Origin of the sequence: Castellaniella hirudinis, assembly GCF_042651965.1 — a bacterium.
Taxonomy (GTDB): Bacteria; Pseudomonadota; Gammaproteobacteria; order Burkholderiales; family Burkholderiaceae_B; genus Castellaniella; species Castellaniella hirudinis.
Genome location: NZ_JBHSDY010000002.1, coordinates 579,823 through 604,934 on the forward strand (window position 1 = coordinate 579,823; position 25,112 = coordinate 604,934).

At 67.6% G+C, this 25,112-nt stretch carries 22 protein-coding genes and 1 tRNA gene; 11 read left to right on the top strand and 12 right to left on the bottom strand.

What is annotated here, in order from left to right; all coding sequences use genetic code 11:
* Window positions 1-86: 86 nt before the first annotated feature.
* The 7 genes from glyQ (at window position 87) to gloA (ending at window position 6,734) form a co-directional block, all read left to right on the top strand.
* Window positions 87-980 (top strand): glycine--tRNA ligase subunit alpha, encoded by an 894-nt coding sequence (glyQ, locus tag ACFO0J_RS04905; protein ID WP_376811925.1) that lies wholly within the window; start codon window positions 87-89, stop codon window positions 978-980.
* A complete protein-coding gene (glyS, locus tag ACFO0J_RS04910; RefSeq protein ID WP_376811926.1) occupies window positions 981-3,122 on the top strand; it encodes a glycine--tRNA ligase subunit beta in 2,142 nt (713 codons plus the stop codon). It abuts the gene before it with no gap.
* Window positions 3,119-3,673 carry a D-glycero-beta-D-manno-heptose 1,7-bisphosphate 7-phosphatase gene (gene gmhB, locus ACFO0J_RS04915; RefSeq protein WP_376811927.1) on the top strand — a complete coding sequence of 185 codons (555 nt, stop codon included), beginning with the start codon at window positions 3,119-3,121 and terminating at the stop codon, window positions 3,671-3,673. Before glyS ends, gmhB begins: the two co-directional genes overlap by 4 nt.
* Window positions 3,670-4,401, top strand: coding sequence for a lysophospholipid acyltransferase family protein (locus tag ACFO0J_RS04920; protein ID WP_376811928.1), 732 nt, complete (start codon window positions 3,670-3,672; stop codon window positions 4,399-4,401). Before gmhB ends, ACFO0J_RS04920 begins: the two co-directional genes overlap by 4 nt.
* Window positions 4,388-5,239, top strand: a complete 852-nt coding sequence (locus ACFO0J_RS04925; RefSeq protein ID WP_376811929.1) for a M48 family metallopeptidase — start codon at window positions 4,388-4,390, stop codon at window positions 5,237-5,239. Before ACFO0J_RS04920 ends, ACFO0J_RS04925 begins: the two co-directional genes overlap by 14 nt.
* A gap of 115 nt (window positions 5,240-5,354) precedes the next feature.
* On the top strand, window positions 5,355-6,299 hold the full coding sequence (locus ACFO0J_RS04930) for a universal stress protein (protein ID WP_376811930.1): 945 nt from the start codon (window positions 5,355-5,357) through the stop codon (window positions 6,297-6,299).
* A 39-nt stretch (window positions 6,300-6,338) separates the two neighbouring features.
* Window positions 6,339-6,734 (top strand): lactoylglutathione lyase, encoded by a 396-nt coding sequence (gene gloA / locus ACFO0J_RS04935; RefSeq protein ID WP_376811931.1) that lies wholly within the window; start codon window positions 6,339-6,341, stop codon window positions 6,732-6,734.
* 38 nt (window positions 6,735-6,772) lie between these two features.
* Here the strand turns inward: gloA and rsmA are convergent, their stop codons facing one another.
* The 3 genes from rsmA to ACFO0J_RS04950 are packed head-to-tail and all read right to left on the bottom strand — an operon-like array spanning window position 6,773 to window position 11,498.
* Window positions 6,773-7,606 carry a 16S rRNA (adenine(1518)-N(6)/adenine(1519)-N(6))-dimethyltransferase RsmA gene (gene rsmA / locus ACFO0J_RS04940; protein ID WP_376811932.1) on the bottom strand — a complete coding sequence of 278 codons (834 nt, stop codon included), beginning with the start codon at window positions 7,604-7,606 and terminating at the stop codon, window positions 6,773-6,775.
* Window positions 7,606-9,129, bottom strand: a complete 1,524-nt coding sequence (locus ACFO0J_RS04945) for a peptidylprolyl isomerase (protein WP_376811933.1) — start codon at window positions 9,127-9,129, stop codon at window positions 7,606-7,608. The genes rsmA and ACFO0J_RS04945 overlap by 1 nt, the downstream gene beginning before the upstream one ends.
* Window positions 9,126-11,498: an LPS-assembly protein LptD gene (locus tag ACFO0J_RS04950; protein WP_376811934.1), complete on the bottom strand. Its 2,373-nt coding sequence runs from the start codon at window positions 11,496-11,498 to the stop codon at window positions 9,126-9,128. The genes ACFO0J_RS04945 and ACFO0J_RS04950 overlap by 4 nt, the downstream gene beginning before the upstream one ends.
* 164 nt (window positions 11,499-11,662) lie before the next feature.
* Between ACFO0J_RS04950 and ACFO0J_RS04955 the strand changes: the two genes are divergently transcribed.
* The 3 genes from ACFO0J_RS04955 (at window position 11,663) to ACFO0J_RS04965 (ending at window position 14,350) form a co-directional block, all read left to right on the top strand.
* Window positions 11,663-12,712, top strand: coding sequence for an aminoglycoside phosphotransferase family protein (locus tag ACFO0J_RS04955; protein ID WP_376811935.1), 1,050 nt, complete (start codon window positions 11,663-11,665; stop codon window positions 12,710-12,712).
* Entirely contained in the window at window positions 12,712-13,479 is a 768-nt protein-coding gene (locus ACFO0J_RS04960; RefSeq protein ID WP_376811936.1) for a nucleotidyltransferase family protein, read from the top strand. The genes ACFO0J_RS04955 and ACFO0J_RS04960 overlap by 1 nt, the downstream gene beginning before the upstream one ends.
* A gap of 148 nt (window positions 13,480-13,627) precedes the next feature.
* Window positions 13,628-14,350 (top strand): hypothetical protein, encoded by a 723-nt coding sequence (locus ACFO0J_RS04965; protein WP_376811937.1) that lies wholly within the window; start codon window positions 13,628-13,630, stop codon window positions 14,348-14,350.
* Window positions 14,351-14,404: 54 nt separating this feature from the next.
* Here ACFO0J_RS04965 and glnQ read toward each other — a convergent pair whose 3' ends face one another.
* The 7 genes from glnQ to ACFO0J_RS05000 all read right to left on the bottom strand — a co-directional run bounded on the left by glnQ (window position 14,405) and on the right by ACFO0J_RS05000 (window position 19,909).
* A complete protein-coding gene (gene glnQ / locus ACFO0J_RS04970; protein WP_376811938.1) occupies window positions 14,405-15,133 on the bottom strand; it encodes a glutamine ABC transporter ATP-binding protein GlnQ in 729 nt (242 codons plus the stop codon).
* Entirely contained in the window at window positions 15,130-15,969 is an 840-nt protein-coding gene (locus tag ACFO0J_RS04975) for an ABC transporter permease subunit (protein ID WP_376811939.1), read from the bottom strand. The genes glnQ and ACFO0J_RS04975 overlap by 4 nt, the downstream gene beginning before the upstream one ends.
* Before the next feature lie 105 nt (window positions 15,970-16,074).
* On the bottom strand, window positions 16,075-16,830 hold the full coding sequence (gene glnH, locus ACFO0J_RS04980; protein WP_376812006.1) for a glutamine ABC transporter substrate-binding protein GlnH: 756 nt from the start codon (window positions 16,828-16,830) through the stop codon (window positions 16,075-16,077).
* A gap of 190 nt (window positions 16,831-17,020) precedes the next feature.
* On the bottom strand, window positions 17,021-17,806 hold the full coding sequence (locus tag ACFO0J_RS04985) for a MetQ/NlpA family ABC transporter substrate-binding protein (RefSeq protein ID WP_376811940.1): 786 nt from the start codon (window positions 17,804-17,806) through the stop codon (window positions 17,021-17,023).
* Between the two features lie 28 nt (window positions 17,807-17,834).
* Window positions 17,835-18,491 (bottom strand): methionine ABC transporter permease, encoded by a 657-nt coding sequence (locus ACFO0J_RS04990; protein ID WP_376811941.1) that lies wholly within the window; start codon window positions 18,489-18,491, stop codon window positions 17,835-17,837.
* The gene (locus ACFO0J_RS04995) at window positions 18,488-19,501 is read right to left on the bottom strand and encodes a methionine ABC transporter ATP-binding protein (protein ID WP_376811942.1); all 1,014 of its coding nucleotides are present in this window, start codon (window positions 19,499-19,501) and stop codon (window positions 18,488-18,490) included. Before ACFO0J_RS04995 ends, ACFO0J_RS04990 begins: the two co-directional genes overlap by 4 nt.
* 332 nt (window positions 19,502-19,833) lie before the next feature.
* Window positions 19,834-19,909, bottom strand: a tRNA-Lys gene (locus ACFO0J_RS05000).
* 122 nt (window positions 19,910-20,031) lie between these two features.
* Here ACFO0J_RS05000 and ACFO0J_RS05005 point away from each other — a divergent pair.
* Complete coding sequence (locus tag ACFO0J_RS05005; RefSeq protein WP_376811943.1) at window positions 20,032-20,865, top strand: metallophosphoesterase; 834 nt, start codon at window positions 20,032-20,034, stop codon at window positions 20,863-20,865.
* Here ACFO0J_RS05005 and ACFO0J_RS05010 read toward each other — a convergent pair.
* On the bottom strand, window positions 20,843-22,978 hold the full coding sequence (locus ACFO0J_RS05010; protein ID WP_376812007.1) for a glycoside hydrolase family 31 protein: 2,136 nt from the start codon (window positions 22,976-22,978) through the stop codon (window positions 20,843-20,845). The two genes, ACFO0J_RS05005 and ACFO0J_RS05010, sit on opposite strands and share 23 nt — an antisense overlap.
* Window positions 22,979-23,166: 188 nt before the next feature.
* Window positions 23,167-25,005, bottom strand: coding sequence for a bifunctional tRNA (5-methylaminomethyl-2-thiouridine)(34)-methyltransferase MnmC2/FAD-dependent 5-carboxymethylaminomethyl-2-thiouridine(34) oxidoreductase MnmC1 (gene mnmC / locus ACFO0J_RS05015; protein WP_376811944.1), 1,839 nt, complete (start codon window positions 25,003-25,005; stop codon window positions 23,167-23,169).
* Window positions 25,006-25,112: the final 107 nt, after the last annotated feature.

Here is a 25,112-nt window from a genome sequence, read left to right on the forward strand (position 1 = left end):
GAAGTGGATAAAATGGCCGTTCCGGATGCGGCCCAAGCCGTGTCCGCCGGACGACACAAACCATCGCGGGCCTGGCCCGCCACGCCATGCTCACATTCCAACAACTGATTTTATCGCTCCAGCAATATTGGGATCGCCAGGGGTGCGCCCTGCTGCAACCCTACGATATGGAAGTCGGGGCCGGCACCTCTCACACCGCCACGTTTCTGCGCGCCATCGGCCCGGAACCCTGGCGCGCCGCCTACGTGCAGCCCTCGCGCCGCCCCAAGGACGGGCGCTATGGCGAAAACCCCAACCGGCTGCAGCATTATTACCAGTTCCAGGTCGTGCTCAAGCCCGCGCCGCTCGACATCCTGGACCTGTACATCGGTTCCCTGCGCGCGCTGGGCATCGATCCGCAGCAGCACGACATCCGCTTCGTCGAGGACGACTGGGAAAACCCCACCCTGGGCGCCTGGGGCCTGGGTTGGGAAGTCTGGCTGAACGGCATGGAAGTCACCCAGTTCACCTACTTCCAGCAGGTGGGCGGGCTGGACTGCGATCCGACCATGGGTGAAATCACCTACGGCCTGGAACGCCTGGCCATGTACCTGCAGGGGGTGGAATCGGTCTATGACCTGGTCTGGACCCAGGGGCCCGACGGCGCGCCCGTGTACTACCGCGACGTGTTCCACCAGAACGAGGTCGAACAGTCCACCTACAACTTCGAGATTGCCTCCACCGCCATGCTGTTCGCCCACTTCAACGACTACGAGGCCGAGGCCAAACGCCTGATCGAAGTCCCGCTCGCCCTGCCCGCCTACGAGGCGACGCTGAAGGCCGCCCACACCTTCAACCTGCTGGACGCGCGCGGCGCCATCAGCGTCACCGAACGCGCCACCTACATTGGCCGCATCCGCGCCCTGTCCCGTGCCGTGGCGCAGGCCTACTACGATGCGCGCGAACGCCTGGGCTTCCCCATGCTGCGGGAGGTCGCGTAAATGAGCACGAACCCGAACGCGCGCCCGCTGATCGTCGAGCTGGTCACCGAAGAACTCCCTCCCAAGGCGCTGGACGCCCTGGGCCAGGCCTTTGCCGAAGGCATCCGCAAGACGCTGGACACGCTCGGCCTGCTGGCCGGCCCCGGCGCCGCCGCCTACGCCACGCCCCGGCGCCTGGCCGTGCGGCTGGACGCCGTCCTGGGCCAGGCTCCCGACCAGGCCTACGCCGAAAAGCTCATGCCTGCGGCCATCGGCCTGAACGAAGCGGGTGAGCCCACCCCCGCGCTGCTGAAAAAGCTCCAGGCCAAAGGCCTGGGGCACCTGGGCGCTGCCGATCTCAGCCGCCGGCACGACGGCAAGCAGGACGTGCTCTACGCCGAGGGCACCGCCCCCGGCGCGCGGCTGGCCGACGGCCTGCAGCAGGCCCTGGACTACGCCGTCACCCACCTGCCCATCCCCAAGGTCATGCAATACCAGTTGGCCGACGGCCGCACCAACGTCAAGTTCGTGCGCCCGGCCCAGCGCCTGCTGGCCCTGTGGGGCGCGGACATCGTGCCGGTGCGCACGCTGGGCCTGGAAGCCGACCGGCTCACCCTGGGCCACCGCTTCCAGAGCAGCGGCCCGCTGTCCATCGGCTCCGCCGAGACCTGGGCCGAGCGCCTGTCCGGCGAGGGCCGTGTGGTGCCGTCCTTTGCCGAGCGGCGCGCGCTGATCGCCAGCCAGTTGGCGGAATCTTCTGCCGCCCTGGGCGCGACCATCGGCCAGGAGCCGGAGGTCGAGGCCCTGCTGGACGAAGTCACCGCCCTGGTCGAATACCCGACGGTCTACGTCGGCGCCTTCGAGGAAGAATTCCTGGCCGTGCCGCCGGAATGCCTGATCCTGACGATGCGGCTGAACCAGAAATATTTCCCCCTGTTCGACCCGGCCACGGGCGCGCTGACCCACCGCTTCCTGATCGTCAGCAATTCGCAGCCCGCCGATCCGACCCACATCATCCAGGGCAATCAGCGCGTGGTGCGCCCGCGCCTGGCCGACGCGCAGTTCTTCTACCAGACCGACCTGAAGACGCCGCTGATCGACCGGGTGGCCGAACTGGCCAACAGCGTCTACCACAACAAGCTCGGCACCCAGTTGCAGCGCACCGAGCGCGTGCGCAAGCTGGCCCGCTGGCTGGCGCCGCTGCTGGGCGGACCATTCGAGCCCGCCGCCCGCGCCGCCATGCTGGCGCACGCCGACCTGAGCACCCAGATGGTGGGCGAGTTCCCCGAACTGCAAGGCATCATGGGGGCCTACTACGCGGCCCACGACGGCGAACCGCCCGTCGTCGCGCGCGCCCTGCGCGATCAATATCGCGTCCGCCTGGACGAGCCGGTCACCGATGCCACGCTCACGTCCGCCGTGCTGTACATGGCGGAACGCGCCGAGACCCTGATCGGGATCTGGGGCATCGGCCTGGCCCCCACGGGCGAACGCGACCCCTACGGCCTGCGCCGCGCGGCCCTGGGCCTGATCAGCGCCTACGAACAACTCACGGCCGGCGGCCAGTTGCAGGCCAGCCAGGACTCCCCGGCGCGCCTGTCGGCCCTGCTGGAACAGGCCGCGGCCAACTTCGCGCCCGGCCAGCTCGCCGAGGGCACGGTCGAGGCCGTGCTGGACTTCGTCTACGAGCGCTGCCGCAATCAATTGGCGGCCCACTACGAGCGCTCGGCCATCGACGCGGTGCTGGCCCTGCGCCCGCCGCTGCATCAGGTTGCGGCACGCGTCCAGGCCTGCGAACGATTCGCCGCGCTGCCCGAGGCCGAATCCCTGGCCGCCGCCAACAAGCGCGTCAGCAATCTGCTGAAAAAGGCCGACGACGCGCAGCCGGACTTCGACCCGGCTCTGCTGGCCGAACCGGCCGAGCGCCAACTGGCCGAGACCATCGCCCGCCTGGAACCCCAGGCCACCGCCCAGCTGCAGGCCGGTGACTTCACCGCCAGCCTGGCCACGCTGGCCCAGGCCCGCGCCGCCGTCGACGCCTTCTTCACCGACGTCATGGTCATGGCCGAAGATCCTCGCGTGCGGGCCAACCGCCTGGCCCTGCTGCGCTCCCTGCACGGCCTGATGAACCAGGTGGCCGACCTGTCGAGGCTCGCCCGGTGAAACTCATCATCCTGGACCGCGACGGGGTCATCAACCACGACAGCGACGCGTTCATCAAGTCGCCGGACGAATGGGTGCCGATCCCCGGCAGCCCGGAAGCCATCGGCCGGCTCAGCCAGGCCGGCTGGCGCGTGGTGGTGGCCACCAACCAGTCCGGCGTCGCCCGGGGCCTGTTCACCATGGAAACCCTGGGCGCGATCCACGCCCGGATGCGCCAGGTGGTGGCCGACGCGGGCGGGCGCATCGACGCCATCTTCTGCTGCCCCCACGGCCCGGACGACGCCTGCGCCTGCCGCAAGCCCCTGCCCGGCATGCTGCACGACATCGCCCAGCGCCTGGACGTGCGCCTGGACGGCGTCCCGCTGGTGGGCGACAGCCTGCGCGACCTGCGCGCCGCCGCCGCCGCCCGCTGCGCCCCCTGGCTGGTCCTGACCGGCAAGGGCAAAAAAACCTGGGAAACCTCGGGCACCAGCGGCGAGCTGCCTGCCGGCACCCTGGTCCGCGACGATCTGGCCGCCGTGGCCGATACCCTGCTCAAGGCCGCACCATGACCCACCTGCGCTCCGCACTCTACATGGCCTACCTGGTCGTGACGGTGATCCCCTACGCCCTGTGCTGCGTGCTGTGGGCGCCCCTGCCCCTGTCGTGGCGCTATCGCCTGACCCTGGGCTGGCCGCGCATGGCGCTGTGGGGCGCCCGCTGGATCCTGGGCATGCGCTACCAGGCCCAAGGCTGGGAGCACCTGCCCGCCTCGGGTCCGGCCATCATTCTGTCCAAGCACCAGTCCGCCTGGGAAACCCTGTATTTCGCGGTCAAGCTGCCGCGCGACGTGGTCTTCGTCTACAAAAAAGAACTGCATCGCGTGCCCTTCTTCGGCTGGGGCCTGGCGCTGCTCAGCATGATCCCCATCGACCGCACCAAGGGCAAGGAATCCTTCGACCAGGTGGTCAAGATCGGCAGCCAGCGCCTGGACGAAGGCCGCTGGCCGGTGCTGTTTCCCGAAGGCACCCGCGTCGCGCCCGGCAAGATCGGCCGCTACAAGCAAGGCGGTGCGCTGCTGGCCTGCCACACCGGGGTGCCGGTGATCCCGGTCGCCCACAACGCGGGCGAATGCTGGCCGCGCAACGCCTTCCTGAAGACACCCGGCCTGGTGACCGTGTCCTTCGGCCCCGCCATCGATCCTGCCGGCCACACGCCGACTTCCCTGAACGACGCCGTGCGCGACTGGATCGAGGCCGAGATGCGGCGCCTCAATCCCGAGCGCTATGCGAACCGCTGACCCCAGGCAACTGGACCTGTTCAGCGCCGGCTTGCGCGCCAGTGACGGGCCAGCCGATCCTCGGCTACCGCCCATCCCGCCGGCCGACCTGCCCCCGGGCGCTCGCCGGCGGACCCTGGCGCTGGACGACGGCATGCTGGATTACGTGCTGCGCCGGGCGCGCCGCAAGACCATCGGGCTGCACATCCGCGACACCGGCCTGATGATCCAGGCCCCTGCCTGGGCGACGCGCGCGCAGATCGAGGACGCCATCCGGCACAAGGCCGCCTGGATACGGGAAAAACTCCGGGACCGCGACCGGCGGCTGGAGCTGCTGGCCTTGCAGGCCGGCCAATGGCGCGCGGGCGGCCGCATCCCCTATCTGGGCGTCGCCATCGAACTGCAACTGGACGGCGCCCGGTCGGCCCGCTACGAGGGCGATCCCGCCGCGCCGGCGACAGGCGACCGCCTGTTTCTGCCCCTGCCCGACACGGCCGACACCGGCCGCATCCAGGAACGCGCCCAGGCCTGGCTGCAGGCGCGCGCACGGATCGATTTCGAGGGTCGGCTGCAGCGTTGCCTGGATCAGGCGGGTCAATCCATCGCCGGCTGGGGACTGTCCTCCGCCCAGGGCCGCTGGGGTTCGTGCACCAGCCAGCGGCGCATCCGCCTGAACTGGCGCCTGATCCATTTCGCCCCGGCCCTGATCGACTACGTGGTGGCCCATGAAGTCGCGCATCTGAAAGAAATGAACCACAGCCCGGCGTTCTGGCGCGAGGTCGAACGCCTGTGCCCGGACTTCTGGACGGCGCGCGACACGCTGCGCCGCCAGCCCCCGGACACGCTGCCGTTGATCTGAGGCCGGCGTCATCACACCGGTTTACGCTATCCAGAATGTCGGTTAAGGTGCTGCTGCGCTTGAACCGACCTGCTTTGACAGGCCTCTTACCGACTCATCTCAGACAGGTAACGACATGAATGAAAACCACACGAACCTTCCAGTGATCGTGGGTTACGACGCCTCACAGGAAAGCACGTTCGCGCTGGAATGGGCTGCCCGCGTCGCGCAACAGCGGGGTTGTGGCTTGCGAGTCATTTCCGCCGCCGACCTTGATCCGTCCAGCATCGAACTGGCGCACACCGACATCCAGGACATGTATCTGCGTCAGGCGCGACAACAGGCCCAGGCAGGCGCGGACCTGGCCAAAACCTTTGCCGCCGGGATCGGAATCACGTCCGAAGGACAGCCCGGCAGCGCCGCCGGCGCCCTGGTCAATGCCTCGCGCCAAGGCGCTCTGCTGGTCGTCGGCCACCGTGCCCTGGGCGCCCGGCCCGACACCTTGCTGGGCTCGGTCGCCTTCAAGGCGACCCACCACGCGGCCTGCCCGGTCGCCATCGTGCGCCAATCGCCGCGCCCCCTGCCCTGCGCGACGCACCCTGTGGTCGTGGGCGCCGACGGCTCTGAAAACGGCACCCGCGCCTTACTGGAGGCCGCCAGACTGGCTGCGGATACCGGCTCGTTCCTGCGGATTGTCGTCGCCTGGCAACGCCCAAGCCAGACGCGCTGGGCGCTGGTGATTTCACAGCGTACCTTGCCCAACGAGGACGGCTCCCGGCGGGGCTACACCGATGCAGAGATTGCACTGCTCTACGACAAAATCATCGCAGAACTCGAACAACGGGCGCAGCGGGTCGCGCAACAAGCGACCGATGCGGTCCGCCAACGCCATCCGGATCTCAAGACGGAACTGCACCTCAGCGAAGGCGAGGCCGACCACGTCATCCTCGCAGCAGCCGCCGATGCCAGCATGATCGCCGTGGGCGCCCGGGGCCTGGGCGACCTGCAAAGCCTGGACCTGGGGTCGATCAGCCGCAAAGTCATGCAAAAGGCCGAATGCGCAGTCTACGTCGTGCGCTAAGATGAGCGCAGGCACACTGCTTTTCGATAGGATTTCGCCATGAGATTACTGCACACCATGCTGCGCGTCGGCAACCTGGACCGTTCCCTGATGTTCTACACGGAGACCCTGGGCATGCGGCTGCTGCGCCGCAAGGATTACCCGGAAGGCCGTTTCACCCTGGCCTTCGTCGGCTATCAGGACGAGGCCGACGGCGCCGCCATCGAGCTGACCCATAACTGGGACACCGACCGCTACGAGATCGGCACCGGCTACGGGCACATCGCCATCGAGGTCGAGGACGCCTACGACACCTGCGCCACCATCAAATCGCGCGGCGGCCTGGTCGTGCGCGAAGCCGGCCCGATGAAGCACGGCACCACCGTGATCGCCTTCGTCGAAGACCCCGACGGCTACAAGATCGAACTGATCCAGCGCGCGGGTCGCGAAGATTAAAAGGGCCCCCACGCTGCGCAGCCTGCGGCTGCTAGCGCTCACGCCGTCGGCGTCACGCCGGCCGCCGACAGGGCGTCGGCCATGTCCATGAACTGGGCCACCGTCAATTCCTGGGGCCGCGCCGTGGGCGCGACCCCCAGGGCGTCCCAGTCCAGCCATTCCGACCAGGCGCCCAGGCTGCCCCGGATCATCTTGCGGCGCTGCTCGAAGACCCGCGCCACCAGCCGTTCGAACACCCGCGCATCGCGGGGCTGACGCAGCGTGTCGGCCGCCAGCGGGCGCATGCGCACCACGGCGGACATCACGCGCGGCGGCGGATCGAACGCCTCCGGCGGCACGTCGAACAGGTGCGTCATGCGATAGCGCGCCTGCAGCATGACGGACAGGCGTCCATACTGGCTGTCGCCGGGGCGGGCCACCATCCGGTCGATGACTTCGCGCTGCAGCATGAAATGCTGATCGCGGACCTGGCCGGCCCAGCGCAGCAGATGGAACAGCAGCGGACTGGAGATGTTGTAGGGCAGATTGCCCACCACACGCAGCCGGGCGGCGGCCGCCCCGGCCGGTTCTGCACCGGCGTCGGGCGCCAGATCGCCGAAATCCACGGTCAAGGCATCGGCCTCGACCACCCGCAGGCGGTCCTCGCCCCAGCGGCCGCGCAGGCGCCGGGCCAGGTCGCGGTCCAGTTCGACCACGGCCAGCCGGTCCAACCGGTCCAGCAGCGGCGCCGTCAGCGCCGACAGGCCCGGACCGATCTCGACCATGGCGTCGCCGGGCTGCGGGTCGATGGCGCGCACGATGGCGTCCACCACGGACTCGTCGGCCAGAAAGTGCTGGCCGAAGCGTTTACGCGCCTGATGTGCCCCCGCCATCAACGGCTACCGCTGGCCGCCTTGTCCAGGCGGTTGTCGATATAGGCCTGGCCGCGCAACTGGTCGAGCCAGTCTTCGTAGGCCGGCCCGATGCGGCGTTCCATCAGCTCGCGGCGCGCCTGCATGCGGCGGAATTCCTGCTCCATGTTCTTGGTCTGGCGGCCTTCGACCTGGATCAGGTGCCAGCCGAACGGCGACTTGACCGGTTCGCTGACCTGGCCGTCCTGCAGCGCGTTCATGGCCTGCTCGAAGGCCGGCACGGTCTCGCCCGGATTCAGCCAACCCAGATCGCCGCCCTGGGGCGCGGACGCGTCCTCGGAATAGCGCTTGGCCAGCTCGGCGAAGGATTCGCCGTGCTCGATGCGGTTCCGCAGGCTTTCGAGCGTGGCGCGGGCCTTGTCGTCGCTCACGACCTTGGAGGTCTTGATCAGGATGTGGCGGGCATGGGTCTGCGTGACCATCATGGGGCCCGAGGGCATCGGTGCGCGCGTGGGCTGGGCCTGGGCCTGCTGCGCCTGCGCCTGCGCGGGCTTCGCCGCCCCCTTGGGCGCCGGACGCTGGGCATAGCCGCGGCGCAGGACCTTCAGGATGTGGAAGCCGCGGCCGCTTTGCACGATCCCGCTGATGCCGCCCGGCGGCGTGTTGGCGATCGCCTGCGAGAACAGATCGGGCCAGTCGTGCAGGGGTCGGATGCCCATATTGCCGCCTTCCAGGGCCTGGGGACCGTTCGACGAGGCAGCCGCGACGCCGGCAAAGTCGGCGCCCGACTTCAGTTTGCGCAGAATGGCCTCGGCCTGCTTGCGCTTTTCCTGGACGGTGCTTTCGGCGGCGTAGTCCGGGACCTCGATCAGAATCTGCGCCAGTTCGATCAGTTCGGGGCCGGTCGGCTTCGGAGCCGGTTCGGGCTCCGGCTCCGGCGCAGGCGCGGCAGCCTGCGTGACCATCGGCTTGCCGTCGTTCATGGACAGGAAGGCATCGACGTCGCTGTCACTGATGGTGATGCGATCCTCGACGAAGCGTTGGCGCAGCATGTCATCCTGGATCTGCGAGCGCAGATCGACGCGGTAGTCGTCCCACTTCAGGCCGCTGCTGGTGATTTCATTGCGCAACTGATCGACCGTGATGCGGTTGCGCTGGGCGATGGTCTGCACCGCATGATCGACCTGGGCGTCGGACACCCGGATGCCGACGCGCTTGGCCTCGTGATCCTGCAGGGCGGCATTGATCATCTGTTGCAGCACCTGGCGCCGCAGCACGGCCGCCTCGGGCACGGGAATGCGCTGCTGTTCCATCTGGCGACGCACCTGGACCGCCTTGGCATCGACCTGGGCCAGCGTGATGACTTCTTTGTCGACGATGGCGGCGATGCCGTCCACGAATTGCTCGGACGCCGCCGGCGCGGCCGCGGCCTGGGCCGGACGGTGGGCCGGCTTGCCGGCTGCCAGCGCGGACGCCGACACCCAGGCCCCCAGCACGATGGCCAGCGACAGGGCGCGGGCGGGATGACGCAAGCCAGACATCATTCGTACCTCTCAAAAACAGTTTTTTCAGGCGTGGGGGGAGTCACGGGCCGGTAGCCGATGACGCGATCGGTCAGCAGGGACATGGGGTCGGTGCCCAAAGAACCCAGACCGGTGAGTTCCAGTTGCAGGAACATCGCGGTATTGGTCTTCTGGGCGGACACGGCGTAGCGTTGCATCACCACGCGCGCGGCCCAGCCGCCGTCGCCCCGGTACTCCAGGCCCATGATGGACTGGGTGCTGCGCTTTTCGGCCAGGGAATAGTCGTAGCGGCCCACCCCGTACCAGCGCCGGGACAGCGGCCACTGGCCGCTCAGGCTGACCTGCTCGCGGGACTCGGGCACGGTGCCGGCAGGCAGCACCCCGTAAGGATCGGCATAGCTGTTGACGTCGCGCTCGTAGCGGTAGGACAGCGACACCGTCGCCAGGCGCTTCGGCGTCCAGCGCACCCCGCTGCTGAGCCGGTTGCGCCTCTGGGTATCGTAGTCGAACTGTCCGTCGAAATACACCGAGAACTGGTCGGTCAGCGCGGCCTTGGCGCCGACCAGATAATCCGACTGGGTGCCGTTGCGCGGCGTTTCGCTGGACAAGGTCACCTTCTGCTTGTCGAAGTAGAAACGCTGGGCGAAGGACAGGGACAGGCGCTCGAATCCGGTGTCGGCGTCCAGCCAGCGGCTGGTCAGGCCGGCGGTCAACTGATTGGCGTTGGAGATCCGATCCCAGCCGCCGCTGAAGATATTTTCATCGAACGCCTGCTGATAATTGAAGGTCGCCAGCCCGGTATCGAACACCGGCAGATTCGACTGATCGCGGTACGGCACGTAGAGGTAATACAGGCGCGGTTCCAGCGTCTGGATGGCCGCATTGCCGAACAGCGAGGCATTGCGCTCGAACGTCAGGCCGGCGTCCACCGAGGTGATCGGCAGCACCCGCGACTGGCTGGTGGGACGCCCGGCGAACTGCTCCATGCCCGGCGTGCTGGCGAACCATTCGGTCTCGTACTGGCTCATGTGCAGGCCGACCTTCGGCGTCAGGTAGGCGCCGGGCAGCACGAAGGGCCGCGCGATCGAGGTATAGGACGTCAGGCGCGTGCCATTGGGCATCAGGCGCTTGCCGGACCGATCAGGAAAGGCGTCGCCGTGATAGATCGGCGCGATGAAGCGGGTCGCCGTGTTCTCGGACACCACATCCAGCCCGTGCCAGCCGTAGCGCTGCGCGGTGAAGGTCAACTGGGGCAGCATGTCGTAGGGCGGCGCCAGGAAGGACCCGGTGCTGTCCTGCAGAGTCTGGTAGCGGTAGAACTGCAGCGAGCCGGACAGGTAGCGGCTGTCGGACCAGGACAGCAGCGCCTGGCTGGGCATGTAGGTGATGGCCGCGTCCGTCAGCCCGAAGGACGAGAAGTCGCGGAAGTAATTGTCGTCCGAGACCTTGCGCGCGTCCAGGTAGGCGCTGAAACCCTTGCCCAGCGTGTGGGTGTGCTGCACGGAATACATCCAGCGCTTGTCGCCCGTCTGCTGGTCGCGCATGATGTAGGTGCCGAACAGTTCAGAATGGGAATCGGCGCTCAGGTGGCGGAACTCGGTCCCCAGCAGCAGCCCGCGCTTGCTGAGATAACGGGGAAACAGCGTGGCGTCGTAATCCGGCGCCAGGTTCAGATAATACGGGGTGGTCAGCTCGATCCCGCCGTTGCTGGACGTCCCGTAGGTCGGCAGCAGAAAACCGGACTTGCGGTCCTTGCCCAGCGGGAACGTCAGATAGGGCGAATACAGGATCGGCGCGCCCTTGAAATACAGCACGCCGTTGCGCGCCACGCCTTCGTTTTCATCCAGGTACAGATCGACGCGGCTGGAATCGATGTACCAGGCCGGGTCCGGCCCTGTCCAGCCGCTGTAGCGCATGTCTTTCAGGCGCATGTGCTGGCGGCTGATGATGTCGGCTTCTTCGGCCCGCCCCGCCCCGCCCTTGCCGCCCAGCCAGAAGCGCGGCTGCTCGACCAGGCCCTGTTCGGTATTGACGTTGTAGCGCAGATGCGGCCCGCGCACGATATTGCCATCGCGGACAATCAGGCCGTTGCCGCGGACGTCGGCCTCGCCCGTGGACTGCAGATAGTCGATGCGATCGCCCTTGATCACCGCATCCAGACGGCGGACCTGGGCGTTGCCTTGCAGGATCACCCGTCCATCCGCGTCGCGCTTGATGTCGTCGCCGATCAGGAATGACGGCAGGGCGTCGTCCTTGAGGCCCGGATGCAGCCTCAGGCTGCCGACCATCCGCATGCCGCCGCCCGCATCCGGCGCGGCGGGCTGCGCCGCCAGGACCGGTGCCGACAAGCACAGGCCCAGGAAGATGATGCGACCGATCCAATGCGCCAAGACCCGGTTCCCAGAAATGGTTGAAAGAGATGACAGCCGATCGGTCTACCCGCGACGACCAGCGACCCAGTATTATAGAGAAGCCGGGCCGTATCGTGTCCGCCCGTTCGTCCGGCCGATCCATCTCGTTTCCTTTCCTCTCGAAACCTCCTCGAATCCCGCGCATGACCCCTACCTCCACCCCGGATCTCCGCCTGGACGCCCTGCGCCATTGGCTGAGCCAGCACGCCGACCGGCTGGGCCTGGCCCTGGACAGCCTGGCGCCTGTTTCCGGCGACGCCAGTTTCCGCCGCTATTTCCGCCTGCAGGCCGCGAGCGGCACCGTGATCGTCATGGACGCCCCGCCGCCCCACGAGGACTGCGCGCCTTTCGTCCGCATCGCCGGGCTGCTGGCGCAAGGCGGGCTGCGCGTCCCCGGGATCCTGGCCCAGGATCTCGCCCAGGGTTTCCTGCTGCTCACCGACCTGGGCGAGCGCACTTTTTACGAGGCCCTGCGCGACGGCCTGGCACGGGACGAGGCCGCCCTGCAGCGGCATTACCGGGGCGCCCTGCGCGCGCTGGTCGCGTTGCAGCAATGCCCGGCGGACGGCCTGCCCCCCTATGACGAAGCCCGCCTGCTCGAAGAACTGGCCGTCTTTCCGCAATGGTATCTGCGCACGCATCTGGGCCACACGCCCGATGCCGCTGCCGAGGCCGCGCTGGCGAACATCTTCAACCTGCTGGCGCAGCGGGCGGCGGCCCAGCCGCGCGTCCTGGTCCACCGGGACTTCCATTCGCCCAACCTGATGCTCGGCGCCGACACGCCGGACACCACGCCCGGCGTCATCGACTTCCAGGACGCCCTGAGCGGCCCGATCAGCTACGACATCGCCTCGCTGGCCATGGATGCCCGCACCACCTGGGACGAGGCCCGCCAGCTCGACTGGGCCATCCGCTACTGGGAATACGCCCGGGCGGCCGGGCTGCCGGTTCCGGATGACTTCGCCGACTTCCACGTCGACTACGAATGGATGGGGCTGCAGCGCAACCTGCGCATCCTGGGCGTCTTCGCCCGCCTGTCGCACCGCGACGGCAAGCACCACTACCTGGACCACATGCCCCGGGTACGGGCCTACGTGAACCAGGTCGCAGGGCGCTACGCCGTCTTCCGCCCCCTGCTGCGTCTGCTGGACCAGGCCGAACAGACGCCAAAGACCGAAGGGTTCTCGTTCTGATGCGGGCCATGATCCTGGCCGCCGGGCGCGGCGAACGCATGCGCCCGCTGACGGACACCTGCCCCAAACCCCTGCTGCCCGCGGGAGGCCGCCCCCTGATCGCCTGGCACCTGGCGCACCTGGCCCGCGCCGGCATCACCGACATCCTGGTGAACCACGCCTGGCTGGGCGAACGCATCGAGGCGGCGCTGGGCGACGGCCGCGCATATGGTGTGCGGCTGCGCTATTCGGCCGAATCCCCCGCCCTGGAAACGGCGGGCGGGATCGCGCGCGCCCTGTCGTTCTTCCAGGACCGGCCCTTTCTGGTCCTGAACGGCGACATCTGGTGCGACTGGGACCCCGCACGCGCGCCGCGCCTGGCGGCCGCATGGCCGGCCGACCGCCTGGCCCATCTGGTCCTGGTCGACAATCCCGACCATCACCCCGAAGGCGACTTCGTGCTGCGGGCCGACGGCGGGGTCACGCCGCGTACGGACGCCGACGCTGGCCGCCACGATGGCCCCGGACGCGCGCCGACGACGCAGGCCCCGACCGCGCCGGACACCGCGCTGACTTTCGCCGGCATCGGCCTGTACCGCCCGGCCCTGTTCGCCCGCACCGACCCGGACCAGCCCGCGCCGCTGGCGCCCCTGCTGCGCCAGGCGATGGCGGCCCACGCCGTGAGCGGCGAGCGGCACGCGGGACGCTGGATCGACGTCGGCACGCCCGCACGCCTGGCGGCGCTGGACGCCGAGCTGGCGGCGCGCACGGCGGGGCCGGATACCTGACCGAGGTTCCCTAACCCATCAAATCGCAACCGGATGTAGGTCCGGCCCCAGGAAAACCACGAAACCGTTTATCCTATTTGGTTTCGCACCCGCACGCCCAAGCGGCGCGGCGCTTTATACAAGCTTCAAGCAATTCAGGAATTTCGTCATGTCGCTCGGCCCCAAACGCCCCACCTTCAAGCCCACGCCCTACGGCTATACCCGGCGCAGCCGCGGCATCCCCCGCTGGCTGATGCTGCTGATCACCGGCGTGGTCCTGGGCGCCGGGGGCGTGCTGTTCCTGCAGCGCAGCTACGGCCCGCAGCGCCTCACGGTCGAACAATCCGAGCAATTGCGCTCGGACCTGAACACCTCCAACATGGAAAGCCAGCGCCTGTCGATCGAGTCTGAAAAGATCAAGGCCGAGATCAAGCAGGCGCGCCAGGACCAGCAGGAACAGAAGACTCGCGCCGAACAGGCGCGCAAGCAGACCGCCGACATGGAAGCCGGCCTCGAAAGCCTGATCCAGGCCATCCCCCCTGATCCGCGCGGCACCTCGCCGGGCATCCGCGGCGCCGACATGGTCGCGCGCGATGCCGGCGTGGACTACCGCATCCTGCTGATCCAGGATCTGCCGGAGGGCCAATCCGCAGTCCCCGCCCTGCGCGGCCGGATCAAGCTGATCGCCCAGGGGTCCTACCCCAACGGCAACGCGGGCTATGTCGATCTGGCCGAGCAGCCCCTGGACATGGGCCGCTACATTGTCATCGACGGCCGCGCCGACCTGCCGAACAAGTCCTTCCGCCCGCGCCAGGTCACCATCCAGATCATGGGCGAAGGGTCCGACAAGGTCATCGCCACGCGGACGTTCCACGTGACGGCTGGACGCTGAACCACACGCCCCCATCCAAACGTTCAAATGCCCAGTCAACCTGGGCATTTGAACTTATGAGACGTGCTGCAGGAAGTCGCGCAAGCGCTGACTCGGCGGCTGGCTGAGCAGGGTCGCGGGATCGCCGTCCTCGGCGATCTTGCCACCGTCCATGAAGATCAGCCGGCTGCCGACCTTGCGGGCGAATTCCATTTCGTGGGTCACCACGATCATGGTCATGCCTTCCTCGGCCACGTCCTGCATCACCGTCAGGACCTCGTGGCGCAGTTCCGGGTCCAGCGCCGACGTCGGCTCGTCGAACAACATCAGCAGCGGCTTGATGGCCAATGCGCGGGCAATCGCCACGCGCTGCTGCTGGCCGCCGGACAACTGGCCGGGATAATGGCCGGCGCGTTCGGCCAGCCCTACCTTGGACAGCAGTTCCAAGGCCTGCGCGCGGGCCTGCTCACGCGGCGCGCCGCGGGTGTGGAGCGGTCCGAACATGACGTTCTCCAGCGCCGTGAGCTGGGGGAACAGATTGAACTGCTGGAACACCATGCCGGCCTCGCGGCGCAGTTCACGCACCTGGGCCGGCGGCCCCAGGACACTGTGGCCGTTGACGATGATGTCCCCGCCCTGGATGGTTTCCAGCACGTTGATGCAGCGCAGGAAGGTGGATTTGCCCGAGCCGGACGGCCCCACCACGACCACGACTTCGCCCGCGTCGATGCTCAGGTCAATGCCATCGAGGACGACGTTGTCGCCAAAACACTTGGTGACGTTCTTGAATTCGACGATGCTCATACGATGCGCGTCCTGTGTTCGATGTATTTCAGCGCCAGCGCGATGCAGCCCGTCATGATCAGGTAGATCACCGCCACCGCGCCCCAGATTTCCACGGCACGGAAGTTGCCGGCAATGATTTCCTGGCCCTGGCGGGTGAGTTCAGCCACCCCGATCACGATGAACAGGGACGAGTCCTTGAGACTGATGATGCACTGGTTGCCCATGGTGGGAATCATGCGTCGCAGCGCCACCGGGCCGATGATGCGGGCCAGGATCTTGTGAAACGGCAGGCCCATGGCCTGGCCGGCCTCGTACAGGCCCTTGGGCACCGACTGCAGGCCGGCGCGCACGATCTCGGCGATGTAGGCGCCCGAGTTGATCATCAGCGTCACCGTCGCGGCCGTGAAGCCGTCGATCCGCCAATTCACCAGCAGCGGCAGCGCAAAATAGATGAACATCACCTGGACCACGATCGGCGTGCCGCGGATCACCAGGATGTAGACCTGGGCCAGGAAGGACAGCACCAGCGGCACCCAGGACAGAAAACGCCAGACCAGCAGGGCCAGCACCGCCAGCCGCAGCACCCACCAGACGCCGTCGGGCACACCAGCCAGGGGCCCGGCGCCCAGCCGGAACGCCAGCCGCAGCAGGATCACGGCAGCCGCCAGGATCACCAGGCTCCAGGCCAGGGATCGGCGCGTCACGCGCACCGGCACGTACGTCACCACGACCCCGGACAGCGCGCCGATCAGCGTACCGCCGACCAGGCCCAGCAGGGTGATCTGGATCGTCATCCACGAACCAGCCATCAAGTCGGGCCAGGCGGCCCAAATGGCGGACCATTCAAAAGTCATGGTCTTTCCCCATCAAAACAGGCATCCGCGCAGCGCATGCCAAAAATACGGAAACGGCGGCCGGACGCAAGCATCCGGCCGCCGTTGGTTCAGTCAGCCGTGCGATCAGTTCACCGCGCTGGCTTTCTGGCCGAACCAGGTTTCATACAGCTTGTCGTAGGTGCCGTTGGACTTCAGTTCCGACAGGGCCTTGTTGACGACGGGCACCAGCTCGCTGCCCTTGGGGAAAGCGATGCCGTAGAAGTCGCCGCTCTTGAGCGAACCGACGACCTTGACCTTGCCGTTGCCGGCGGTCTTGGCGTAGTACTGCACGTTGGGCGTATCGTGCACCACGGCATCCACGCGGCCGGTGGCCAGTTCCAGGAAGGCGTTGTCGATGTTCGGGAAGAGCTTGAGCTTGGCCGAGGGCACGTTGGCCTTCATGTAGTCCACCGTGGCGGTGCCGATCTTCACGGCCACCGTCTTGCCTTCCAGGTCCTTCGCGGTCTTGATCGGGCTGTCGTTGGCCACCAGAATGGCCAGGCCGGACTCATAGTACGGCTCGGAGAAGTCGATGACCTTGGCGCGGTCCTCGCGGATGGTGATCCCGGCCAGGGCCACGTCCACATTGCGCGTCTGCAGGCCCGGGATGATGCCGTTGAAATCCATCGGCTGCAGCTTGTAGGCCAGGCCGGCCTGCTTGGCGATGGCGTCCCACAACTGGATGTCAAAGCCGGTGTATTTACCGTTCTGCTTGAATTCGAAGGGCACGAAGGCCGTATCGGTGGCGACGATCAGGTCCTTGGCGGAAGCCTGGGTCATCGGCAGGGCCAGGGTCAGGGCCAGCCCCGCCAGGGCGGCTTTGAGGGTCTTGGACAGCATCATGGTGGAGTGTCTCCTTGTGAGATTCATCTGCTGCGGCCGATACGCCGCGTTCTCGTTCATGTTAACTGAAATGCCCGTGATCCCCGCACCTCAAAAGGCCGGAATCACGGGCATGAGCCGCAATTTTCGGGAAATCCCCTAAACGCTTAAAGGACTTCTCCGTCACCGGGTTTGCTTTTCAACCAGATCAGAATGCGGGGACGATGGCGCCCTTGTAATGCTCCAGGATGTAGTCGCGGACCTTGGCGGTGTGCAAGGCGGCGATCAGTTTCTGGACCGAGGGATCGTCCTTGTTGTCGGCGCGGGCCGCCACCAGGTTGGCGTAGGGGGAATCCTTGTCCTCGATGAACAGGGCGTCCTTGACCGGGTTCAGGCCGGCTTCCAGCGCGTAGTTGGTGTTGATCAGGGCCACGTCCACGTCAGGCAGCACGCGCGGCAGGGTGGCGGCTTCCAGTTCGCGGAACTTGATGTGCTTGGGGTTTTCCGACACGTCGCGGGCGGTCGCCAGGATGTTGCTCGGATCCTTCAGCTTGATCAGGCCTTGCTTTTGCAGCAACAGCAGGGCGCGGGCGCCGTTCGAGGGGTCGTTCGGGATGGCGATCTGGGCGCCGTCCTTCAGGTCCTTGATGTCCTTGATCTTCTGCGAGTAGGCGCCGAAGGGCTCGACGTGGACCAGGCCCACCGACTCCAGCTTCGTGCCGTGTTCCTTGTTGAAGGAATCCAGGTAGGGCTGGTGCTGGAAGAAGTTGACGTCGATCTGCTTGTCGGAGACCTGCAGGTTGGGCTGGACGTAGTCGGTGAAGACCTTGATGTCCAGATCCACGCCTTCCTTGGCCAGATCGGGCTTGACGAATTCCAGCAGCTCGGCGTGCGGCACGGGGGTGGCCGCCACAGTCAGCTTGGCCGCCTGCGCCGGAGCGGCGAAGGCCAGGGGCAATGCCAGCGCCAGGACCGGCGCGAATTTCTTGAACATGAAAGCTCTCCTAAAAATCCAGAAACAACTACCGTCTGTTGAGCTTGGCCACCCAGCGGTCGCCCAGCACTTGAAAAACCTGAACCATGATCACCAGGACCACGACCGTGACCGCCATGACGTCGCCCTGGTAGCGTTGATAGCCGTAGCGCACCGCCAGGTCGCCCAGGCCGCCGCCGCCGATCACGCCCGACATGGCGGAATAGCCGACCAGGGTGATGGCCGTGACCACAATGGCCGCCAGAATGCCGGTGGTCGCCTCCGGCAGCAGCGCCCACAGCACCGTCTGGCGGGACGTCGCGCCCATGGCGCGGCAGGCTTCGTTCACCCCCGGATCCAGTTCACGCAGCACGTTTTCCACCAGCCGGGCGAAGAACGGCGCGGCGCTGGCCACCAGCGGCGGAATCGAGCCCTGAACCCCCAGCGCCGTCCCCACCACCAGGCGGGAAAACGGGATCATCACGATCAGCAGGATCAGGAACGGCACCGAGCGCATCACGTTCACGATGAACGCGACCGTCTGGTATACGGCGCGGTTGTCCGCGGCCTGGCCCGGACTGGACAGGAACAGCAGCACCCCGACCGGCAAACCGATCAGCACGGTGAACAGCAGAGAAAAGCCCGTCATCAGCAAGGTGTCGATCGTGGCTTCGCCGATCATCCACCAATCCACATTCGCCATCATGGCCGCAATACCTCGTAATCGACGCCCGCTGCATCCAGCGCGGGGGTGAGCCCCTCCAGACCGGTCTCGGCCCCTTCGACCGCCACGACCAACTGGCCGTAGGGCGTGTCCTTGATCCGCCCCACCGAGCCCTGCAGGATGCTCAGATCCAGGCCCAGGTCGCGGCTCAGGCGGCTGAGCAGCGGGCTGGCCGTGTTGTCGCCCCGGAAGCTCAGTCGCAGCAGGCGGCCCGGCACGCCCTGAGCCAGCGCACGCCAGCCCTCGCCGCCGTCCAGGCCGCTTTCGGACAGCAGCGCGCGCGTCGCATCGTGTTTGGGATGCAGGAAAACGTCCAGCACCTGGCCGGCCTCGACGATACGGCCGCCCTCGATCACCGCCACCCGGTCGCAGACCGCACGGATCACGTCCATGCCGTGCGTGATCAGCACGATGGTCAGCCCCAGGCGCTGATTGATGTCGCCCAACAGGCGCAGGATGGATTGGGTGGTTTCCGGGTCCAGCGCCGAGGTCGCCTCGTCGCACAGCAGCAGGCGCGGCTTGCTGGCCAGCGCCCGGGCGATGCCCACGCGCTGCTGCTGGCCGCCGGACAACTGCCCCGGATATTTATGCGCCTGATCGGCCAGGCCGACCAGATTCAGGACCTCGCGGGCACGCGCCTCGCGGTCCGCGCGCGGCATGCCCGACAGGCGCAGCGGAAAGCAGACATTGTCCATCACCGTGCGCGAACGCAGCAGATTGAAGTGCTGGAACACCATGCCCACCGAGCGCCGGTATTCGCGCAACTGGGCATCGGAAAACGCCGTGATGTCGCGCCCATCCACCCGCACGCTGCCCTCGGTGGGGCGCTCCAGCAGATTGAGCATGCGGATCAGGGTGCTCTTGCCCGCACCCGAACGCCCGATGATGCCAAAGACCTCGCCCTCGCGGATGTTCAGGTTGACGTCGATGAGCGCGTTCACCGCCCGGCCGGCGGATTCGTACGTCTTACGGATGTTCTCGAGATCGATCAAGATGCGTGGCCACTGAAAAAAAAACGATCCCGGATCAACAGGATTCGAAACAGGAATTTACCATGCCGATTTGGCTGTTTATGCCGATAGCATATTACTAAAAATAATGATCGCAGAAGGTGAAGGCGGACTGGCAAGAGCCCCCGGACGAGGATCACCCGCGGCCCGGGCGGGACATACGCGGAAGTACGGATACACATCCCCCGAGGCTGGTCGCACAATGACCTCAGCTCGACGCGCTTTTACGTCAAGATTTCGTCAGATTGGACTGGGGAGAAAGCAGAACGCCTCCCGATGGGAGGCGCCAAGCAGTTGATATCACTAAGAAATTCTGGTGGGTCGTGCGCGGTTCGAACGCGCGACCAACGGATTAAAAGTCCGGTGCTCTACCGACTGAGCTAACGACCCACGAAGCCCTAGATTCTCGCATTACATAAAGACAGCGTCAAGCCTGCAAGGGCTTTTTCAACAATCTTTTGTTTTCAAAGGCTTTTTACCGCCTGATTCCGGAGACCGCGAGAGACCGCACCATGCCCGACCCGAACACCCACCCGCACCTGCGGCTGCACATCCTTTCCGACCTGCATCTCGGCCAGCAAGGCCTGGACCTGCCTGATGTCGAAGCGGACGTCACCATCCTGGCGGGTGATATCGCCCGGCCCCGGGCGGCCATGGACTGGGCCGGCCGGATCACCCGCCCCGTGCTGTACGTGCCGGGCAACCACGAGTTCTACGGCGGCACCATCCCCGCCGTCCGCGCGGAACTGTCCGACCAGGCGCGGGCGCACGGGATCGAACTGCTGGACCAGCGGGCCATGGTGATCGGCGGGGTGCGCTTTCTGGGTGCCACGCTATGGACGGATTTCGAGCTGTTCGGCGCCGAACTGCGCGACCTGGCGATGGAGCGCACGGCGGAATTCATGCGCGACTTCCAGGTCATCAGCAACGGCGACGGCTCACGTTTCACCCCCCAGGACGCCGCCTCGCTGTTCCACGCCCAATACGACTGGCTGGACGCCCAATTGGACCAGCCCCACCCAGGGCCGACGGTGGTCATCACCCACCACGCGCCGAATATGCGCAGCGTCCATCCGCGCTTCGCCGAGTCCCTGATCAGTGCAGGTTTCGTGTCCGAATGCGCCAGCCTGCTGGGCCGGGCCGATCTCTGGATCCACGGCCACACGCACGACAGTTTCGACTATTCGGTGTACGGCGCGCGCGTCATCTGCAACCCGCGCGGCTACTGCCGCGACGGGGTCAATGAAAACTCGGATTTCGATCCGGGATTCTGCATCGACGTCCCCCGCCGCGCCGAGGCGCTGCAGGAGGCGGACAACAAACTCACCGCGCTCGGGAAATTCTGACCTCGGCCCCGCGGCGCTTGACCTCCAGGCCCTCGGACGGCAGGATGCGCAGGCCTTCCAGGCCCTTGATGTAGCTGGACCCCTGCATCTGCATCACGCGGATCTTGTTGCGCATCACGACCGGGTTGTGTTCCGGCATGCCGAACATCCAGACTTCTTCCAGGATGCGGGCCGAATTGATTTCGCCCGTGTGCTGGGCGGTCGGCCCCAGGCACAGCATGTGGCCCTCGCGGCCGAACACCGGCAGCGTGTCCAGGCCCGGGCGCACCGTCCAGCGGGTACCGCCTTCGTAGCGCCAACCCGTGCTCAAGTCCCACCAGGCATCGCCCTTGGGCAGATAGACCTCGGTCACGCCCCCGGACTGCATGACGGGGGCCACCAGCAGCGCCGGCCCCAGCAGGTACTGGGTATCCCAGACATGCGCGTCGGCGTCGGCCGGATAGGCCTGGGCCATGGACCGCTGCACCGGCAGACCGGTGCGTACGGCGTCATCGATGATGCCGGCCACGTAAGGCAGCAGGCGGTAGCGCCATTGCAGCCAGTGCGCGATCAGCGCGCGCGTGTCGGCGTCGAAGGCGTCCGGCATCAGCGCCGGCAAGCCCTGGAAACTGAAATTGGCGGAAAACACGCCCATCGCCAGCCAACGCAGATAGAGTTCAGGCGTCAGCGCGTCGGTCGGCCGTCCGGAATTGCCCAGGCGGTGGGTCTGCACCGCCACGCCGCTGTTGCCGACCGACAGAGCGGCCCGCAAGGTGGCGGCATAGCCGTCCCAGCCGTTGCTCACATCCGGCCCCTGCTGCCAGGCGAAACGCTGCACCCCGGGGAACAGGTCGCGGCTGAGCATGACGCCCTCCTGGGGCGTGCGCGGGCCGGCCACGGCATCGAACAAGGCGCGACGCGCCAGATGGGGATAGGCCGTGCGCAGCACCGCGCCGGTTTCGCCGCCGCGCGCCTCGACCTCGTCGGGCAAGGCGAACTGCGCCTGGCAGACGGGCGCATCCAGGCCTTCTTCGACGGCCTGCAGATGGCGTTCGGTCCACAGGCGGGCCGCGTCCCGGTGCGTCAGATCCAACAGCCCGAACGGCCGGCCGCCGGAGGCCGGCGTGCCGGAACAGATCCAGGGATTGCCATCGGCATCGCACAACAGCCAGCCCCGATCCTCCCATTCCTCGAACAGCGGCGTGCCTTGCAGGACGCCGGGAATGCAGGACCCGGCCAGATGCACGTCGAGCGCAGCGGCGGCGGCCGCAAAACCACGCCAGTTGGGCACGCGGTCCGACCATTCGAAGACGGGTTTGTCGGCCTGAAAGCCCAGGATGGCCGGATCGGCCAGCACCAGCGCATCCAGCGCCATGCCCTGGCTGCGCAGGCTGCGGATCTGCTGCAGGCTGGATTCGGCGGACTGACCCGGCGCCTGGTCCAGCCAGACGCCCATGGGCCAGAGATTGGGTTGCCCGGCGCGTCCGGTGAGCGCCGTGTATTGATTCAGGATTTCGGACGGCTCGCCGACGAACAGGAACAGGTCCAGGCCTTCGCCCCGCGTCCGGACGGCATAGCTGCCGTCGGCCGCCAGATCGTGCTCCACACGATCCAGTGTATTGACATGTGCGCCCCAGCCGCGCGGGCTCCAGGCCAGCGGCAGACTGCGGTCCTCCGGCGCATCGGAAACCAGGCGTTCCCCCCGGCGATCCAGGCTGCCCTGGGTCTCACCCAGGCCGTACAGGCCTTCGTCCGGTTCCAGCGCCCAGGCCAGCGGCCACACGGCCCCGGCACCCTCGCCGGAAGGCTGGACCGGCAGATGGGCGCGGGCCACGCACTGGTCGCCCCGGAATAGCCTCAGGTTGGCATCGGCCCCGCCGATTTCCAGGGCGGCGTCACCTTGGGTCAGACGCCAGCCGCCGGCCGCAGCCGCCTGGCATTCCATTTCCCCGACGGCTTCCTGGCGCGCCAGCAGCATGTCGGCCTGGCGCTGCGCACGCAGCGTCGGCTTGCCGGGCTCCAGCCAGGCGCCAGGTCCGCAGCGCAGGCGGAACACGCCGGGCGCGTGGGCCTCGATCCGCAGGCGCCATCCGCCAGCGCGCAGCGCCCATTCGACGCAGGAAAGCGTCGTCACGACCGGGCCGGTCTCGAAAACTTGGTCCGCCAATTCGATGGTGGGTGACACAGCGTGATCCTCAGGGCACTCGATCCGCAAGCGAGTTGCGGGGATGCTTCTTGCAAAAGACGTTATTCTGACGGATTTGCGCCATAAAATAAAATCCCGGCCTAAAGAACCCCTGGAACCCCCGATCCAGAGGTTCCTCAGCGCAAACCAATCCGCCTGACCAATTCGCGCTCGGCGGGCACAGGTTCACCGTCCAGCCACGCGCCGATCAGATCGCCCGCCAAGGCGGACCAGCTCAGGCCGCGCGACCCATAGGCGCACGCCAGCCACAGGCCCGGCTGATCCGGCACCGCGCCGATCAGGGGCAGATGGTCGCGTGTCGCGGCGCGCCAGCCGGCCCAGCCGACGGCCTCGCCCCGCCCCAGCCAGGGGATGTCCCGCGCCTCGACCCAGCCTTGTACGTGCGCCAGGATCTCCTGGCGGCCGGCCTCGTCCGCCACGGCCTCGTCCGCGTTGGGCCGATAAGTGCTGCCGACCACGCCCCAACCGCCCCGAGGCGGCAGACAATAGCCATGTCCCGACAGGACACAGCGCGGCAGGTCGGACGCCCCCGCCGGATACAGACTGACCTGCCCCGCCAGCGGCGTAAGCCCCGACAGCACCGGCAGGCGCTCGACCGGCGCCTGATCCGCCAACAAGGTCCGCGCCTGCACGGCATTGGCCACCACGACCTGGTCCGCCCGGCCCGCCTCCCGCCCCTCGGCGTCCCGCAGCAACCAGCCGCCGTCCGCCGCCCGGACCAGCCCGCCGACGGCGGCAGCCCGGCGCGTCACGCCCGGCAAACCCAGCAATGCGGCGATCAGTTCGCCCGGACACACGCGCAGGGCGCCAGGAAGCCAGAGGCCGCCCCAGGGCACTCCGACCCCGGCCCGCAGCCCCGCCTGCCCGGGATCGAGCCAACGCACCCAGCCTTCCGGAAAGCCCAGGCGCACCAAAGCCTGACGCTGCACGTGTGCCTGCGCCTCCGACTGCGCGCAGATCAGGGCGCCGCAGGCCTGCGGCCGGGCCGCCTCGTCCAATGCCAGCCAACGGGCGCGCGCCCGGGCCAGGCCGGCGCGGCTCAGTCGCGAACGCGTATCGTCGTCCGGGCTCAGGGCGGGCACCAGGGCGGCAGCCCCTCGGCGGCGCAGCGCCGGATCGACGTCCAGGGCGCATTGCGGGTCCCAGACCTCGACGGCGTGGCCACGGCCGGCCAGGGCCTGCGCCACACCGGCGCCCGCCAGGCCGCCGCCCACCACCGCCACCCGAAGACGGGCCGGATCGGGCGAGGCGGCGCCCAGGCCGGGACGCAGGACGGCCGTGGTGATCTCGCGCTTGCCGGCGACCCCCGGAGCCTTGTCGACCAGGAATCCGGCGTCACGCAGATCGCGCCGCACCTGCCCGGCCGAACACCAGGTGGCGACCGTGGCCCCGGCCACCGCCAGGCGCCGCAACTGGCCGAAGACCGCGGGCGACCACATATCGGGATTGACCCGGGGCGCGAAGCCATCCAGGAAAAAGGCGTCGACGCGGGCGTCCGCCTGACGCGCCAGGCGGCGGATGTCCCCAAACAGCAGGGTCAGGGTGACGCGGCCGCCTTGCAGTTCCAGGCGATGGACGCCCGGCAACAGATCGGGCCAGCAATCCGCCAGTTCCCGGGCCAGGCCTTGATGATCGTCCGGCAGCCGGCGCCAGGCCCGCCGCAGATCGGCCACGGCAAAGGGATGCGCCTCGAACGCCAGATAATGCAGCCGGCCGCTGCGCTGCGTATCGTCCAGCCAGGCCCGCCAGACCGCCAGAAAATTGTGCCCCAGGCCAAAGCCGGTCTCGGCAATCGTGAACGCCGCCCGCCCGCGCCAGCGACCGGGCAAGCCGCTGCCCTTCAGGAACACATGCCGCGCCTGCGGCAAGGCCCCGGCTTCGCCGTGGTAGGAATCCCCGTATGCCAGGCTGCGCGGCACGCCCCGCGCATCCTCGTGCCAGATGGCGGGTTGCAAGATTTGGTAGGAGTCCGACATGGTTCCGGGGGTCACGTACAATGGGATGAACACGCCACGCGGGCCGGCTGGCGGCCACGCGGGCGCATCACGGGAATCAGCGCGTC